The organism is Burkholderia sp. HI4860, assembly GCF_002223045.2.
GTDB lineage: Bacteria > Pseudomonadota > Gammaproteobacteria > Burkholderiales > Burkholderiaceae > Burkholderia.
In genome coordinates, this window is sequence record NZ_NKFO02000001.1 from 993601 (window position 1) to 1010460 (window position 16860).

The 16860-nt window shown below is 67.4% G+C and carries 15 protein-coding genes; 9 read left to right on the forward strand and 6 right to left on the reverse strand.

Going from position 1 to position 16860, the window contains the following annotated elements:
- Positions 1 to 198: 198 nt before the first annotated feature.
- Complete coding sequence (locus tag CFB34_RS04485; RefSeq protein WP_089441391.1) at positions 199 to 687, forward strand: hypothetical protein; 489 nt, start codon at positions 199 to 201, stop codon at positions 685 to 687.
- A gap of 231 nt (positions 688 to 918) precedes the next feature.
- Here the strand turns inward: CFB34_RS04485 and hpnH are convergent, their stop codons facing one another.
- Together hpnH and ispH are read right to left on the reverse strand one after the other, a co-directional pair.
- Positions 919 to 2079, reverse strand: coding sequence for an adenosyl-hopene transferase HpnH (gene hpnH / locus CFB34_RS04490; protein WP_039349540.1), 1161 nt, complete (start codon positions 2077 to 2079; stop codon positions 919 to 921).
- Between the two features lie 12 nt (positions 2080 to 2091).
- Entirely contained in the window at positions 2092 to 3033 is a 942-nt protein-coding gene (ispH, locus tag CFB34_RS04495; RefSeq protein ID WP_039349543.1) for a 4-hydroxy-3-methylbut-2-enyl diphosphate reductase, read from the reverse strand.
- Between the two features lie 402 nt (positions 3034 to 3435).
- Between ispH and CFB34_RS04500 the strand changes: the two genes are divergently transcribed.
- On the forward strand, positions 3436 to 4623 hold the full coding sequence (locus CFB34_RS04500; RefSeq protein ID WP_089441393.1) for a glycosyltransferase: 1188 nt from the start codon (positions 3436 to 3438) through the stop codon (positions 4621 to 4623).
- Between the two features lie 117 nt (positions 4624 to 4740).
- On the opposite strand, the gene CFB34_RS04505 is transcribed toward CFB34_RS04500, so the two are convergent.
- Complete coding sequence (locus CFB34_RS04505; RefSeq protein ID WP_089441394.1) at positions 4741 to 6195, reverse strand: phage tail protein; 1455 nt, start codon at positions 6193 to 6195, stop codon at positions 4741 to 4743.
- 108 nt (positions 6196 to 6303) lie between these two features.
- Positions 6304 to 7311 (reverse strand): hopanoid-associated sugar epimerase, encoded by a 1008-nt coding sequence (gene hpnA / locus CFB34_RS04510; RefSeq protein ID WP_059780150.1) that lies wholly within the window; start codon positions 7309 to 7311, stop codon positions 6304 to 6306.
- A gap of 176 nt (positions 7312 to 7487) precedes the next feature.
- On the opposite strand from hpnA, the gene CFB34_RS04515 reads away from it, so the two are divergent.
- The 3 genes from CFB34_RS04515 to CFB34_RS04525 all read left to right on the forward strand — a co-directional run bounded on the left by CFB34_RS04515 (position 7488) and on the right by CFB34_RS04525 (position 10224).
- Positions 7488 to 7784, forward strand: coding sequence for an acylphosphatase (locus CFB34_RS04515; RefSeq protein WP_069253069.1), 297 nt, complete (start codon positions 7488 to 7490; stop codon positions 7782 to 7784).
- 19 nt (positions 7785 to 7803) lie between these two features.
- Positions 7804 to 8703, forward strand: a complete 900-nt coding sequence (gene rarD, locus CFB34_RS04520) for an EamA family transporter RarD (protein ID WP_089441395.1) — start codon at positions 7804 to 7806, stop codon at positions 8701 to 8703.
- Between the two features lie 396 nt (positions 8704 to 9099).
- Positions 9100 to 10224 (forward strand): OpgC domain-containing protein, encoded by a 1125-nt coding sequence (locus tag CFB34_RS04525; RefSeq protein ID WP_089441396.1) that lies wholly within the window; start codon positions 9100 to 9102, stop codon positions 10222 to 10224.
- Between the two features lie 46 nt (positions 10225 to 10270).
- Here the strand turns inward: CFB34_RS04525 and CFB34_RS04530 are convergent, their stop codons facing one another.
- Positions 10271 to 10477, reverse strand: a complete 207-nt coding sequence (locus CFB34_RS04530; protein WP_089441397.1) for a hypothetical protein — start codon at positions 10475 to 10477, stop codon at positions 10271 to 10273.
- 120 nt (positions 10478 to 10597) lie between these two features.
- Positions 10598 to 12118, reverse strand: coding sequence for an oligopeptide:H+ symporter (locus CFB34_RS04535; protein ID WP_089441398.1), 1521 nt, complete (start codon positions 12116 to 12118; stop codon positions 10598 to 10600).
- Between the two features lie 503 nt (positions 12119 to 12621).
- Here CFB34_RS04535 and CFB34_RS04540 point away from each other — a divergent pair.
- The 4 genes from CFB34_RS04540 to CFB34_RS04555 all read left to right on the forward strand — a co-directional run bounded on the left by CFB34_RS04540 (position 12622) and on the right by CFB34_RS04555 (position 16859).
- Complete coding sequence (locus tag CFB34_RS04540) at positions 12622 to 13200, forward strand: cupin domain-containing protein (RefSeq protein ID WP_069252724.1); 579 nt, start codon at positions 12622 to 12624, stop codon at positions 13198 to 13200.
- Between the two features lie 179 nt (positions 13201 to 13379).
- Positions 13380 to 14993, forward strand: coding sequence for a peptide ABC transporter substrate-binding protein (locus CFB34_RS04545; RefSeq protein ID WP_089441399.1), 1614 nt, complete (start codon positions 13380 to 13382; stop codon positions 14991 to 14993).
- Between the two features lie 11 nt (positions 14994 to 15004).
- Positions 15005 to 15943 (forward strand): ABC transporter permease subunit, encoded by a 939-nt coding sequence (locus CFB34_RS04550; RefSeq protein ID WP_089441400.1) that lies wholly within the window; start codon positions 15005 to 15007, stop codon positions 15941 to 15943.
- Positions 15944 to 15956: 13 nt separating this feature from the next.
- Complete coding sequence (locus CFB34_RS04555; protein WP_089441401.1) at positions 15957 to 16859, forward strand: ABC transporter permease subunit; 903 nt, start codon at positions 15957 to 15959, stop codon at positions 16857 to 16859.
- Position 16860 lies beyond the last annotated feature (1 nt).

Sequence of the window (16860 nt, forward strand, 5' to 3'; positions counted from 1 at the left end):
GATCCGATTTACCGGCGGCGTGCGCGCGTCGCCGCCACGCCGGCCGCCGGACGCGCGAGCGACGCCACGGCGCGACGATGGGCACGGCGCGCGGCGTCGTGCGAAGCATCTGCGCGATGCACGCCGCGACGCTGTTGCGTGCCGCCTCGCATGGCCCGCCTTCGAGGCGAGCGATGCGCCCGCCGACGGGAGCCCATCATGAAAGGCACCCGGAAGCACCGTCGCCACGTGCCGCTGACCCGCGAGTGGCTGCTGCCGCTGCCGCCCGTGCATGCGCGCGACATTTCGCTGAAATGCCACATGGCGCTCGTCGCGCTGCGTAGCGGGCATGGCAGCGAGGCGCTGCTGATGCGCTTGCGCACGAGCGTCTACCTGGTGTTCCTGGCGCTCGACGATGCGGTATGTGCGGACGCGGATATCGACCTGTGCGTCGATGCGGAACGTGCGCTCGACGCGGGCGTGGCGCGCGCGGCGCAAAGCGGTACATGGACGCTGCGCGACGACGAATGCGCGGTACTCGAGCAGGTGCTCACGGCGCACGACACGTGCGTCACGACGCTCACGCGGCATCGGCTGGCCGAGCTGTGGGAGCACGTCTGCGCGTTCGCATCGAGCGGCCAGCCGGCGCTCGTCGCGGGCGCGGCGCAGAAGATGCGCGTGCATGCGGCCGAATCGCTGGCCGCGTAGCGTCGCACCGGTTTCGCAGGGAGAATGGAGGAGACAGGGCCGGCCGCACCGACGCCGCCGACACGGTCGCGCTGATTCAGCGCAGGCGTGGCTGTCGCGGCAATCGATACGGTGGCGGAGAAACGCGATGCAGAACCGCGGCCCAAAACAAAAGCGCCACGGAGCGGACTCCGTGGCGCTTCATCTTTTCCCGCCGGCGCGGAGGCGTGGCCTCCGCGTGGCGAAACGCGCTTAAGCGGCTGCTGCCGGCTTCGCCGCCTTTTGCAGCTTGCCCTTGCCGGCGCGCTGGATTTCCTCGAGCTTGATCTCGACGTGACGCGAGAACACGTACTCGGCCGGGCGCTGCTTGTCGATCGGAATGTCCGGAGCGAACGGGCCGTCGGTCTTGATGCCCTTGCGGCTCACGGCGAACGCCTTCAGCGGATGCGCCATCGTGTCCATCACGGCGGTCGCTTCGAAGCCGCAGTGGACCATGCAGTCCGCGCACTTCTCGTAGTTGCCGACGCCGTAGTTGTCCCAGTTCGTGTCTTCCATCAGTTCCTTGAAGGTCTTCACGTAACCTTCGCCGACCAGGTAGCACGGCTTCTGCCAGCCGAACACCGTACGCGCCGGGTTGCCCCACGGCGTGCACTTGTACGTCTGGTTGCCGGCCAGGAAGTCGAGGAACAGCGACGACTGGCTGAACGACCAGCGCTTGCCGCCTTCGCCGCGCTTCAGGATTTCGCGGAACAGGTTCTTCGTCTTGTCGCGGTTCAGGAAGTGCTGCTGATCCGGCGCGCGCTCGTACGCGTAGCCCGGCGACACGGTGATGCCGTCGACGCCGATCGGCTTCAGCGTATCGAAGAACTTCGCGACGCGCTCGGGGATCGCATCGTTGAACAGCGTGCAGTTGATGTTCACGCGGAAGCCGCGGCGCTTCGCTTCCTTGATGGCCGCGACCGCCTTGTCGTACACGCCTTCCTGCGACACCGAGTGGTCGTGCATCTGCGCGTCACCGTCGAGGTGGACCGACCAGACGAAGTACGGGCTCGGCTGGTAGTCGTCCATCTTCTTTTCCATCAGCAGCGCGTTCGTGCAGAGGTAGACGAACTTCTTGCGCTTCATGATGCCGCGGACGATTTCCGGCATTTCCTTGTGCAGCAGCGGCTCGCCGCCCGCGATCGACACGATCGGCGCGCCGCACTCGTCGACCGCTTCCAGGCATTCCTGGACGGACAGACGCTGGTTCAGGATGGGGTCCGGGTAATCGATCTTGCCGCAGCCGTTGCACGCGAGGTTGCAGCGGAACAGCGGCTCGAGCATCAGCGCGAGCGGATAGCGTTTGTTGCCGGACAGGTGTTGGCGCGTGATGTACGCGCCGACGCGGACTTGCTGGAGCAGCGGAATAGACAAGAGATGTCCTCCTTAAACTTCGCGGGCGACAGCTTGCGTGAGCTTCGCCGGCAGCTTGAATTCGACTTTTTCCTCACGGCCCGCCATCGTCGTGACGTCGACGGGACCCAGCGCGCGCAACGCGCCGATGACATCTTCGACCATCTCCTCGGGCGCGGACGCCCCGGCGGTCAGGCCCACGGTTTTCGCATTCGCGAACCATTCGGCCTTGACTTCCGAACCGTCGGCGACGAGGTAGCTCGGCACACCGCTTTCGGTGCCGATCTCGCGCAGGCGGTTCGAGTTCGAGCTGTTCGTCGCGCCGACGACCAGCAGCACGTCAACCTGTTCGCTCAGCTCGCGCACGGCGGCCTGGCGATTTTGCGTCGCGTAGCAGATGTCGCGCGTGTCCGGGCCGACGAGGTCGGTGAACCGGCGCTGCAACGCTTCGATGATGCCGCGCGTATCGTCCACCGACAGCGTGGTCTGCGTAATGTACGCGACCGGCGTGTCGACGGGCAGCGTCAGCGTATCGACTTCGGCTTCGCTCTGCACGAGGATCACCTCGGCCGGAATCTGGCCGATCGTCCCCTCGACTTCCGGGTGGCCCGCATGGCCGATCAGGATCAGCCGGCGGCCCGCCGCGACATACTGGCGGCCCTGCACGTGCACTTTCGTGACGAGCGGGCAGGTGGCGTCGAGCACGTCGAGGCCGCGCGTTTCCGCGTCGCGCTCGACCGTCTGGGCGACACCGTGCGCGCTGAAGATCGCGACAGCGCCGTGGGGCACCTCGTCGAGTTCCTCAACGAATCGGGCCCCTTTATTACGCAGATTTTCGACGACATGCCGGTTATGCACGATCTCATGACGCACATAGACCGGCGCACCGTGCTGTTGCAGCGCGCGATCGACGATCTCGATCGCCCGGACAACCCCCGCACAAAAGCCGCGGGGCTGGGCAAGGATGACTCGCATAAGTGAGCGAACTCCGACGACAGACGCCGGGGTTCGAGGAGCTGGCACTCGCTCGCTCGCCCCGGCTTGATGTTATGAAGGCAGGAACGAACCGGCCGGCCAGGCCCCGGAACCCCGAATTAATCGCGCATTTTAACTCTATCGGGAAGTCCTTGCTCTGGTGCTGTTTCCGGCGTGTTGCATTTGCGGGAGAACCGCGTCGGCGCTGGCGCGCGCGGAACCCAGTAAACTACGCGGTTTCGCGGGCAGCCGCTCCGGCTGCCCGGCGTCGCGCTCATTTCAAGGCCATTCGATGACCGTCGATTCTTACGCGTATTGCCCGGCCGCCCGTGCGGTTTCGGGCGTTTTGTTCCCGACCCTTATTGATTTTGCCGATGTCGGCGCCCGACCGGAGGCGCGCCGATGATGCTGGTGCTTGCATTCCTGGTGTCCGGCCTGTCGCTGATGATCTGGATCGTGCTGCTCGTCGCGCGCGGCGGCTTCTGGCGTGCGGTGCCCGCGCGGCCGCTGCCGCCCGAGGCGCGCGGCGCCGCGGCCGAGGCCGGCTGGCCGGCCGTCGTCGCGGTCGTGCCGGCGCGCAACGAGGCCGACGTGATCGCCCGGGCGGCGACTTCGCTGCTCGAGCAGGATTACCCGGGCGACTTTCATCTGATCATTGTCGACGACCACAGCGACGACGGCACCGCCGACGCGGCCCGCGCGGCCGCGCTCGCGATCAACCGCGCCGACCGGCTGACGGTGCTGGCCGCGAAGCCGCTGCCGGCCGGCTGGTCGGGCAAGGTATGGGCGCAGTCGCAGGGGATCGCCGCGGTGCAGACGCTCGGCCTGCCGGCCGACTACCTGCTGCTGACGGATGCCGACATCGGCCATCCGCCCGACGCCGTCGCGCAGCTCGTCACGCGCGCGCAGGCCGAGAACCGCGATCTCGTGTCGCTGATGGTGCGGCTGCGCTGCGATTCGTTCTGGGAAAAGGCGCTGATCCCGGCGTTCGTGTTCTTCTTCGCGAAGCTCTACCCGTTCTCGTGGATCAACAACCCACGCAACCGGACGGCCGGCGCCGCGGGCGGCTGCATGCTCGTCAAGCGCACGGCGCTCGAGGAAGCGGGCGGCATCGAGTCGATCCGCGGCGCGCTGATCGACGACTGCAGCCTCGCCGCGCAGATCAAGCATCGCGGCGAAGGCTGCCATCCGATCCGACTCGACCTGGCCGACCGCAGCGTGTCGTTGCGCCCGTACGACAGCTGGCGCGACATCTGGAACATGATCGCGCGCACCGCGTTCACGCAGCTGCACTATTCGCCGCTGCTGCTGGCCGGTACGTTGCTCGGGATGACGATCATCTATCTCGTGCCGCCCGCCGCGGCGCTCGCGTACGGCGCGCGCGCATGGCCGGCATGGCTCGCGTGGGCGTCGATGTGCGCCGCGTATGCGCCGATGCTGCGCTACTACCGGCGCTCGCCGCTGTGGGCGCCCGCGCTGCCGCTCGTCGCGCTGTTCTACGTCGGCGCGACGTTCGCGTCCGCGTGGCGCTACTGGCGCGGCAAGGGCGGCCAGTGGAAGGCGCGCGTGCAGGCGCCGGTGGATCGCTGAGTCTTGCCCGGGAGGCGTGCCTCCCGGCAGCCGGAAAGCACACAGCCCGATCGGTGGAAACCGGTCGGGCTGTTTCGTTTTCGGCGGTGCCGGTTCGGTGGTGCGGCGTGCCGGTACTTAGCGCTGCGTCAGCATCATGTACATCTGGACCACGACGTCCGGCGAGAACGTGAACGGCACCCAGCCGTAGCCCGTGTGGCGGGCCACCAGCAGGCGGTCGCCGTTCGACTGTTTCTGCACGGCCATCATCGGGTTCTTCGTCGTCACGAAGCGCCAGCCGGCCGGGATGCCGGGCGGCGGCTCCGGCTGCATCGACGCACGCGCATGCGCGAGTTCCTCGATCAGCTGGCCCAGTTGTTCCGGGTGCAGCGTGATCGATTCGCCGTTGATGGTCAGCGTGAGTTCGTTCTGCGTCGGGCGCGACACGTGCAGCGTCGCTTTGTCGGACGGGGCCGGGGCGATGTCGACGTCGGCTTCGGCTGCGGCTTCAACCGGCGTTTCGGCTTGCGCTGTCGCGACGATGGCCGTTTCGGCGTCGGCCGTCGCATCCACCGCTTCGGCCGCAGCAGGCGCGGGTGCGATCGCGGCCGGTTCCGCCGCCGGCGCGTCGGACGGTGCAGGTTCGACGACTTCGGCTGCCACTGCCGTGGCGGGGACTGCGCCCGTCGCGGCTTCCTTGACGACGGCCTCGACCAGCGCCTCGGCGTCGGCGATGGCCTTCGCGTGATGCTGCGCCGCCGCTTCGGCTTGTGCGATCGCTTCGGCATGACGCTGCGTGACCGCTTCCGCCTGCGCGGTGGCATCGGCGTGGCGCTGCGCGGCGGCCTCGGCCTGCGCGATCGCTTCGGTATGGCGTTGCGTGACGGCTTCGGCCTCGGCGGTCGCCTCGGCATGACGCTGCGCAGCGGCCTGCGTTTCCGCGATCGCCTGCGTGTGCTGCTGCGAGAGCGCTTCGGCTTCCTTGATCGCAGCCGTGTGGCGCTGCGCGGCGGCTTCGGCTTCGGCGATGGCAGCCGCGAGACGCTGCGTGGCCGCTTCGGCTTCGGCGGTCGCTTCCGCGTGCCGCTTCGCGGCGGCCTCGGCTTCGACGGTCGCGGCCGCATGGCGCTGCGCGGCCGCCTCGGCTTCGGTGGCTGCCGCGTGATGGCGCTGCGCGGCGGCCTCGGCTTCGGCGATTGCTGCCGCGTGGCGTTGCGACGCCGCTTCGGCATCCGCGTGACGCTGCGCGAGCGCTTCGGTCAGCGCGGTGGCTTCCGCATGGCGCTGCGACGCGGCTTCGGCTTGCGCGGTGGCATCGGTATGACGCTGGGCGGCGGCTTCGGCCGCGGCGGTCGCGCTGGCGTGGCGCTGCTGCGCCGCCTCGGCATCGGCTGCTGCTGCCGTGTGGCGTTGTGCGGCGGCCTGCGCTTCGGCTTCCGCGGCGGCGTGACGCTCGGCCGCGGCCCGGGCCTCCGCTGCCGCGGCGCGCGCGAAGGCTTCCGCGCTGCGGGCCGCCTGCTGCGCGGCGTGGTGATCGTGGAGGAGCTGATCGACGCCCGTGGCGAGCGAAGCGATCTGATCGTTCAGGTTCATGCGTGTCTTCTCTGCGTAAGACCCGCGATTTTAACCGCTGCGCCGGTGGCGGGCCGCGCGGGACGTGTAACAAAGTGCGCAAAGCGGCGTGAAGCACGCCGCTTTGTGTTACTTCAGGTAGCCCGCGGCGCCGAACCAGTCGAGCGCATCGCGCAGCCCTTCGCGGTACGGGCGCGCCCGGTAGCCGAGTTCGCGCTCGGCTTTCGCGGACGTGAAATACATCTTGTTCTTCGACATCCGCAGCCCGTCCACGGTGACGAACGGCTCCTTCTTCGTGAACTTCGCGACCGCTTCCGCACCGACCGCGAGCGGGTAGAGCGGCCAGCGCGGCAGCGCGATCGTCGGCGCCTTGCGGCCCGTCATCTGCGCGATGTCGGCCAGCATCTGCTGCAGCGGCAGGTTCTCGCCGCCGAGGATGTAGCGCTCGCCGATCCGGCCGCGCTCGAGCGCGAGGAAATGGCCGTGCGCGACGTCGTCCACATGCACGAGGTTCAGCCCCGTGTCGACGAACGCGGGGATCTTGCCGAGCGCGGCTTCGACGATGATGCGGCCGGTCGGTGTCGGCTTCACGTCGCGCGGGCCGATCGGCGTCGACGGATTGACGATCACGGCCGGCAGCCCTTCGTCGGCGATCATCCGCTCGACCGCGCGTTCCGCGAGCACCTTGCTGCGCTTGTAGACGCCGATCGCCTGCTCGGCCGTGAGCGGCCGGTTTTCATCGGACGGATCGCCGGCGCTCGTCACCTTCAGCGTCGCGACGCTGCTCGTATAGACGATCCGCTCGACGCCTTCCGCGCGTGCGGCGCGCATCGTCGCGACCGCGCCCTCGAGGTTCGCGCGCTCGATCTCGTCGGGGTCGGGCGCCCACAGCCGGTAGTCGGCTGCGACGTGCAGCAGGTAGCGCACGCCGCGCAGCGCGGCGCGCATCGACGCCTCGTCGCGCATGTCGCCGGTGACGATCTCGGCGTCGAGATCCGCCACGTTCGTGCGCGGGCTGGTCGGGCGCACGAGCACGCGCACCGCATAGCCTTTCTGCTGCGCAATGCGCGCGACGGCCGAGCCGACGAAGCCGGATGCGCCGGTGACGAGAACGAGATCGCGGGAGGTATCAGTCATGCGTTTCCTTCAGGGCCGCGCGCGGGCGGCGCGGCGGTTGAGCATCGGCGAGATTGTACGTGGTCGGCGCGGGCGGCGACGCCAGGCTGCGACGGGCGTGAAGCGGCTCCGGCCCGTGTGCGAAGCGGCCGACGCGACTACAATGCCGGGCTTGAACGCAACGGGAGGGCGACGCGATGAGCCGCAATGAACTGGACGAACGGATCGAGACCTACTACGTGCGGGTGCGCGGCGTCGTGCAGGGCGTCGGCTTCCGTCATGCGACGGTGCGCGAGGCGCATGCGCTGAAGCTGCGCGGCTGGGTCGCGAATCTCGAGGATGGCACCGTCGAGGCGATGATCCAGGGCCCCGGCGCGCAGATCGACCGGATGCTCGCGTGGCTGCGCCACGGGCCGCCGGCCGCGCGCGTGACCGAGGTGACGTTCGAGGAACGCAAGACCGAGAAACGCTTCGAGCGCTTCCAGCAGCAATAAGAAGAGGCGCGGAACGATCATGACGGGGTATCCGGAGGCCGGGCGCGGCCTCATGTTGTCGGTGATGGCGTCGACACTGTTCGCGCTGATGTCGGTCTACGCGAAACTGCTGGCGCCGCTCACGGGGCTCGACATCTTCGCGTGGCGCGTGTTGTGGACCGCGCCGGGCGCGCTCGCGCTGATCGCGCTGCGCGGCCGCTGGCCCGCGCTCGTCGACCTCGTGCGGCGCAGCGTGCGCGACTGGCGCCTGCTGATTGCGCTGCCCGTGAGCGCCGCGCTGCTCGGCGTGCAGTTGTGGCTGTTCCTGTGGGCGCCGCTGCACGGCCGCATGCTCGAAGTGTCGCTCGGCTATTTCCTGCTGCCGCTGACGATGGTGCTCGTCGGCCGCTTCTACTATCACGAACGGCTCGATCCGCTGCAATGGGCGGCGGTCGCGTGCGCGGCGCTCGGCGTCGCGCACGAAATGTGGGCGACGCGCGCGTTCGCGTGGCCGACGCTCGTCGTCGCGCTCGGCTATCCGCCGTATTTCGTGCTGCGCCGGCGGATCAACGCCGATTCGCTCGCCGCGTTCGCGGTCGAGATCGTGCTGCTGTGCCCGGTCGCGTTCGCGATGGTCGCGACGAGCACGACGCAGGTGGCCGACCATCCGGTGCTGTGGGCCGCGCTGCTGCCGGGCCTCGGCGTGCTCAGCACGCTCGCGCTCGCGAGCTACCTGAAGGCGAGCCGGATGCTGCCGATGGCGCTGTTCGGGATCCTCGGCTACGTCGAGCCCGTGCTGCTCGTCGCGGTGTCGCTGCTGCTGCTCGGCGAGACGCTGAGCATCGCGGAGCTCGCGACGTACGGGCCGATCTGGGTCGCCGTCGCGCTCACCGCGTGGCACAGCGCGATGCTGATGCGGCGCCTGCCCGCGCGCGGATAAACGTCGATAGCGAAGCGGCGGCGCATGCGGCGTGCCGCGTCGCGCATCGCAAAACACCCACGCCGCAGCGGTCGGACGCATCGATGCTGACCGCAAACTGGCGTCGCGCTGACGCGAGTCTGGCGACGCTGCCTGCCTTGCGCGGCAAGGCTCGCGCCTGTAATCGAACAGAAGATTCGGTTGCACTTTGTTACTTAGGGTCTCCCCGGATCGGCCATTAGACTGGCCTTACCGACTTCCCTTCGTATGCAGCCTTTCAATGAACGGTCATCTCCGCGCCTGGCCGGCCGGGTTGGCGCGATGCGGGCATACGCGTATCGCCGCTGATCGCGCTCGCCTGCTTCTCCCCGATCCATTCTCCGGTGCGTGCCGCACCGCCGTCATGCAGGGGGGCTCATGTCGTTGAGCCCGCCGACTTCCGCCACATTTGCGCCGTCGCGCAGCGGCCGCCTGATCGAAGTCGATTTCTTCCGCGGCATCGTGCTGTTGATGATCGTCGTCGATCACATCGGCGCGAGCGTGCTGTCGCGCGTCACGCTGCACGCATTCGCGCTGTGCGATGCGGCCGAGGTCTTCGTCTTTCTCGGCGGCTTCGCGACCGCGAGCGCGTATGGCGCGATCGCCGAACGGCACGGCGCGCGCGCCGCGCAAAAGCGCTTCGTGCGCCGCGCGATGCAGATCTACCGCGCATTTCTCGCGACCTCGACGCTGATGCTCGTCGTGTCGGCCGTGCTCGACCACTACGGGATCGATGCGCCGAACCTCGCGCTCGACGACGTCAGCGTGATGCTCGCGTCGCCGCTCACGGGCGCCGCCGAGCTGCTGACTTTCCAGCGCCAGCCCTATCTCGCGTCGGTGCTGCCGATGTACGTGCTGTTCGCGCTCGCGTCGCCGGTGCTCGTGCCGTTCGCGCGCCGGCATCCGTGGCTGCTCGTCGCGCTCAGTATCGCGTCGTGGCTGACGGCAGGCTGGCTCGGCCCCGAGCTGCTGGATGCCGACGGGTTCCGCTGGAGTTTCAATCCGTTCGCGTGGCAGCTGATGTTCGTCGCCGGCGTGCTCGCACGCTGCCAGCCGTTCTACCGGCGCATCGCGCTCGGGCGCTGGGGGGCCGCCGCGACGGGGCTCGCATGCGCGGTCGTGCTCGGCTGCGCGAGCTACAAGCTGTTCTCGGGGCTGCCGCTGCCGGAAGGCGTGTTCAAGCGCGATCTCGCGCTGCCGCGTGTCGTGAGCTTCGCGGCCATCGCGTGGCTGATGGCCGATTGCGTGCGCTTCGGCTGGATCGCGCGGATCGCGCAGGGTGTGCGGCCCGTCGTGGCCGTGGGCCAGCGCGGGCTGATCTGCTTCGTCGCGGGCGCGGCGATCTCGCTCGTCATCGATTCGTTGCTGCATCCGGTCGTGCGCAGCGCGGATCTGCGGCACGTCGGCGTAGGCCTCGTGGCCGACGCATGCGCGCTCGGGCTGATGATGGCCGTGGCCGGCTCGGGAACGTGGATCGCGCGGTGGCGAAGCGCGGCCGCATGAGCGGCGCGGGAAGCGGCGCGTGCGGCACGGAATGTGCCGCGCGACGTCAGTGAGGTGAGTCGATACGGGAGCGGGGAACGGGGGTGGCGTCGTCGGATTCGGCGTCGTCGCGTTCGTCGGGCGCCGGATCGTCGCGTTCCGCGAGTACCGCGTCGGCTTCGGCCGCGGCGCGCGCGGCACGTATCGCGGTGCAGCGCTGAGCGTGCCGGATGTCCGACAGTATCCTCAAGAGCCGCGTTGCTTTGCTTTTCATCGTCTTCTCCCGCCAGTGCGCATCTCGCGAAGCGGATGCGCTTCCTGCAACCAGTGTAGGACGCGTTCGCGTGCCTGGCGGGAGAATGTGGCGTGCACGCCGCACGCCGAGGGATATTACTTACTGCGCGGTGGCGACGCCCTGCGCCTGCGGCGCTTCTTCGCGGCGCTCTTCCGCACAACGCTGGTGCTGGCGCGACAGGCGGTTCATCAGCGGCAGCAGCAGCAGTGCGAGCACCATGCCGATCGCGGCGAGCCAGCCGAGCTTCTCGAACAGCGACAGGTACAGCGGCAGCGATTCGGTGGCCGGCAGTTCGTGCGACGGCATCTGCGCGAAGTTCGCGACGACGCTGCCCAGATACTGAGACACGCCGGTCGCGACGAAGTACGCACCCATCATGAAGCCGCTCATGCGCGCCGGCACGTAGCGGGCGATCATCGCGAGGCCGAGGCCGCTCACCAGCAGTTCGCCGAGCGAGTAGAGGCCGTAGCCCCACACCATGAACCACGACGACACGCGGCCGTCGACCGCGTAGCGGCCGCTGATCGTGAACACCAGGTAGCCGGCGGCCACTGCGCCGAAGCCGAGCGCGTACTTCGCGGCGACCGGCAGGTCGCGGCCGCTCTTCGCGACGGCGTTGTACACCCACACGAGCACCGGGCTCAGCAGCATGATCCAGATCGGGTTCAGCGCCTGGAACTGCGCGGCGCTCCACGTGAACAGCGTCGTGTCGAACAGCATGAAGCGCGGATCGACGTTGCGCAGCGCGAACAACGTCAGCGACGTCGACATCTGCACGTAGAAAATGAAGAACAGGATCACCTGGCCGATCAGCACGAGCGCCGCGATCAGGCCCGCGCGCTCCGAGCGCTCCGACTTCGCGATCATGTACGCGAAGATCGCGAGGATCGCGAACGCGGCCGTCCACACGCTGGCGACGGCGAGCTGCTTGTGCTGCAGCACGTACAGCGTGATCAGCGCGAGCCCGACACCGCCCAGCGCGACCGCGCCGAGGCGCTTCCAGCGGATCGGCTGGTCGTCCGGCAGCGAGCCGACGTGCGCGAGCGTGCGATGCATCAGCATGAAGTTGAGGATCGCGAGCAGCATGCCGCCGCAGCAGACCGCGAACGCGGCGTGCCAGCCCCAGTGATCCTTGATCCACGGCGTCGCGAGCATCGACACCGTCGAGCCGATGTTGACCGCCATGTAGTAGATCGTGAACGCACTGTCGATGCGTGCGTCGTCGCCTTCATAGATGCGGCGCACGAGGTTGGCCGCGTTGGCCTTGAACAGGCCGTTGCCGACGACGATCACGCCGAGCGACGCGTACATGTACGTCAGCTGATCGTTCGGGACCGACAGCATCAGGTAGCCGGCGCACAGCACGGCCGCGCCGATGATCATCGTGCGACGGGCGCCGAGCACCTTGTCGCCGATCCAGCCGCCGATCGACGGCGCCGCATAGACGAGTGCGGTGAACGCACCCCAGGTCAGGTTCGCATGGCTGTCGGTGAAACCGAGCCGGTCGACCATGAAGAGGACCAGGAGCGCGGCCATGCCGTAGTAGCCGAAGCGCTCCCACATTTCGATGAGGAAGACCGTCGTGAACGATCGGGTTTGTGAAACGGGTGGTTGCATCATCAATCTCGTTTGAAACGGACGGCACGGATCACGCGTCGTCTTTTTGGGGTCGAACTGGCGCCGGTGCACAATGGGGCCGGGTAGGCTTCGTGCTGGCGGTGGAACAGTCGGGCGGTTAGCCCGGGCCGGGGTCTGACTCCGCCGGGAATGGCGGAGACGGGCCCCGACCGGCGCGCGCATGGTAGCGGCTACCGGTCCGGTGCGTCACGTATCTGCCACCTAGGGAAACTCCCAATATGGCAGCAGCTTTCAGGAACATTCGTCTCATCATCTATTTGTAAGCTTTCGTGCAGGCCCTCCGAAGATTCCCGGAGAGCCGCTTGCAGCTTGCCTGTGAAGCCGGCGAGTCTGGCAAGATAGCGCGTCGTTTCGCTCGCTTCGTGTCCCGTTTAGTGCACCGGGCTCGACACCGAAGAGGTGGGCGAACCCGAAGACTAAGCTATATCGTTCTAACTTAGTTATTTTCCATCAAACATTTTTTGACGATCACTTTTCGGCCTGCTATGGTTCCCCCCACTGAAAACTCGCGGGCTGCAGATGCTGCCGCGCTGGGCAGCAAGATTCGCGCGTTGCGCCAACGACTCAAGCGCACGCTCGACGACACCGCTACCGCCGCGGGGATTTCGAAGCCGTTTCTGTCTCAAGTCGAACGCGGGCTCGCGTCGCCGTCGCTGACATCGTTGGCCGGTATCGCGCACGCGCTCGGTGTGACGGTGCAGTACTTCGTGGATACGCCGAGCGAGGAACGCTCGGTTTGCCGAGGCGAGCAGCTGCGCTTCTTCGGGTTTGCCGATTCGGCGAACCTGTTCGCGCGGCTGACGAACGTGTCCGAAGGGCGCCAGCTGGAGGCGATCCTGGTGAGGATGCCGCCGGGGCAGAAGCGGTCCGAGGTGACGACACATGCAGGAGAGGAGTTCCTGTATGTGATTGAAGGGGAAGTGTCGCTGACGCTGGAAGGCAAGACGTTCGTCCTGCAGGCCGGCGACAGCTCGCACTATCAGTCGACGGTCCCGCACAGCTGGGTCAACACCGCGAAGATCGAGTCGGTGGTGGTCTGGGTCGGTACACCGAGGCTGTTCTAACGCACAGGTATTCCTTCGTTTCGAAGACGGAATACCTGTCGAAAGAAACGTAAGGAATACTAAAATGCAATACGAGAATCACGGGCCTCCTCAATCGCTGCGCCCGTCAGCGTCTCAAGCGTAATCCGCGGCATCCGCCGCGCGACGCTCACCGAACAACCTTTCTCAAGACTGCCACGATGAAATCCTTGCATGCCATGTCGGCCGTGCTGGCCGCGCTCGCCCTGACGCCTGTCGCCCACGCCGTTACCGTTCCGTCGAACGTCGCGCTCGCGCCTCAACAGGACCTGACGCGACAGGTGCCCGCCGAAGTCGAGTCGCTCGACCCCGCGCACATCGAGTCGTGGACCGGCAACACGATCGGCCTCGACCTGTTCGAAGGGCTGGCCCGCATCGATGCGGCCGGCCAGGTCGTGCCGGGCGTCGCGCTGTCGTGGGAGCGCAAGTCGCCGACGACGTGGATCTTCAAGCTTCGCCGTGACGCGAAGTGGAGCAACGGCCAGCCGGTGACGGCCGCCGATTTCGTCTATTCGTGGCAGCGCCTCGTCGATCCGAAGACGGGCTCGAAATACACGATCCTCGTCGAGTTCATCAAGAACTCGAAGGACATCATCGCGGGCAAGGCCGCGCCGTCGACGCTCGGCGTGCGCGCGGTCGATCCGTACACGCTCGAAGTGACGACCGACGTGCCCGTCGCGTTCTTCCCCGAGCTGACCGCGATGGCGCCGCTCGTGCCGGTGAACAAGGACGTGGTCGCGAAGTTCGGCGATGCATGGACGCGCCCGGGCAACATCGTCAGCAACGGCGCCTACCAGCTCGTCGACTGGCAGCCGAACAACCGCATCGTTGTGACGAAGGACGCGAAGTACTGGAACGCGCCGAAGGTCGTGATCAACAAGGTCACGTACCTGCCGATCGAAAGCGACGAAACCGCGATGCGCATGTACCAGGCCGGCCAGATCGACTACAGCTACTCGATCCCGTCGGGCATCTTCCAGCAGGTCAGCAAGCAGTTCGGCGGCGAGCTGCGCCAGGGCCTGCAGCTCGCGACGTACTACTACTACCTGAACAACAGCGACGCGGCGCTGAAGGACAAGCGCGTGCGCCAGGCGCTGTCGATGGTGATCGATCGCGACGTGCTCACGTCGAAGCTCACGCAGGCCGGCGAGAAGCCGATGTACGGCCTGATGCCGAACGGCACGAAGGGCGTGCAGCAACCGTTCACGCCGGAATGGGCGTCGTGGCCGATGGCCAAGCGCGTCGCCGCCGCGAAGGATCTGCTCAAGCAGGCCGGTTACTCGGACGCGAAGCCGCTGTCGTTCACGCTCACGTACAACACCAACGACCTGCACAAGAAGGTCGCGCTGTTCACCGCATCGGAGTGGCGCACGAAGCTCGGCGTCAACACGAAGCTCGAGAACGTCGAATTCAAGGTGCTGATGAAGCAGCGGCATGACGGCAAGGTGCAGATCGCGCGCGACGGCTGGTTCGCCGACTACAACGACGCGATGACCTTCTTCGACCTGATCCGCTGCGGCAGCGCGCAGAACACCGTCGGCTACTGCAACAAGCAGGTCGACACGCTCGTCGACGAAGGCAACCAGAAGCTCGACGACCAGGCGCGCGCCGCGCTGCTCACGCAGGCGCACGACACGGCGCTGAACGATACGCCGATGCTGCCGCTGTTCCAGTATTCGGCCGACCGCCTCGTGAAGTCGTACGTGGGCGGCTACTCGCTGAAGAACGTGATCGACATGCGTGCTTCGCAGGACATGTACCTGATCAAGCACTGAGCGGAGCGATCATGCTGGCCTACGCACTGAGGCGCACGTTGTGGGCGGTGCCGACGATCCTCGCGGTCGTCACCGTCTGCTACCTGCTCCTGCATTTCACGCCCGGCGGCCCGTTCGATACGGAAAAGCAGCTGTCCGCGGCCACGCTCGCGAACCTGAACGCGAAGTACCACCTCGACGAGCCGCTGTGGAAGCAGTATCTGCTGTACCTGAACGCGCTGCTGCACGGCGATCTCGGCCCGTCGTTCCGTTACGTCGACTGGTCGGTGAACGATCTCGTGAAGAAGGCGCTGCCTGTGAGCCTCGGCGTGGGCGGCGTGTCGATCCCGATCTCGATCGTGTGCGGCGTGCTGCTCGGCACCGTCGCGGCCGTGCGCCGCGACAGCTTCATCGACCGCTTCGTGATGCTGATCGGCAACTTCGGCAACGTCATCCCGCCGTTCGTGCTCGGCCCCGTGCTCGTGTGGATCTTCGCGATCCTGCTGAAGACGTCGTCCGGCAACGGCTGGCTGCCCGCGGGCGGCTGGGGTGACGGCGGCTGGGAGTACCGGCTGCTGCCGATCGTGCTGCTGACCTTCATCAACATGTCGCTGCTCGCGCGCGTGATGCGCGGCTCGATGATCGAGACGCTGTCGAGCAACTACATCCGCACCGCGCGCGCGAAGGGCCTGCCGGGCTCGACGATCGTGCTGCGCCATGCGCTGAAGCCCGCGCTGATGCCGGTCGTGTCGCTGTTCGGCACGGTCTGCATCACGTCGATCACGGCGGCCGTCGTCACCGAATCGGTGTTCGCGCTGCCGGGGCTCGGGCAGCTCGTCGTGAACGGTGCCATCAACCGCGACTACACACTGGTGCTCGGCCTCGTCGTGCTGACGACCGTCTGCGCGGTGCTGTTCAACCTGCTGGTCGACCTCGCATACGCGTGGCTCGATCCGCGTATCCGTTATTGAGCGAGGCACAGCGATGACTCCGACTACACCTGTCGTCGGCCTGCCCGTGCAGACCGACTCGCCGCCGCGTTCGCGCTCGCCGTTCGCGCTTGCGATGGCGCGCTTCCTTCACAACCGTGCGGCCGTGTTCAGCCTCGTGCTGCTCGCGCTCATCACGCTCGCCTGTTTCGTCGGCCCGTGGCTGCTCGCGGCCGATCCTTCGGCAAGCGACTGGGGCTCGATCAGCCTGCCGCCGACCTGGGCGAACCAGCACTGGTTCGGCACCGACGAACTCGGCCGCGACTTGCTGGTGCGCACGCTGATCGGCGGGCGCGTGTCGATCGAGGTCGGCCTGCTCGGCACGCTCGTGTCGGGCCTGTTCGGCGTCGCATGGGGCGCGACCGCGGGCTTCGCGGGCGGCCGCGTCGACTCCGTGATGATGCGCATCGTCGACATGATGTACGCGATCCCGTACCTGCTGATCGCGATCCTGATGATGACCCTGTTCGGCCGCTCGTTCATGCTGGTCGTGCTGACCATCAGCGCGTTCTCGTGGATCGACATGGCGCGGGTCGTGCGCGGCCAGACGCTGTCGCTGCGCAGCCGCGAGTTCGTCGATGCGGCACGGGCGATCGGCGTGACGCCGGCGTCGATCGTGCTGCGCCACATCGTGCCGAACCTGCTCGGCGTGGTCGTCGTGTACGCGACGGTCTCGGTGCCGGGCATCGTGCTGACCGAATCGGTGCTGTCGTTCCTCGGCCTCGGCGTGCAGGAACCGATGACGAGCTGGGGCGTGCTGATCCAGGACGGCGCGCAGAAACTGGAATCGACGCCGTGGCTGTTACTGGCCCCGGCCGTCATGCTGTGCGTGACGCTTTACTGCGTGAACTTCGTCGGCGATGGCCTGCGTGACGCGCTCGACCCGAAGGATCGCTAAA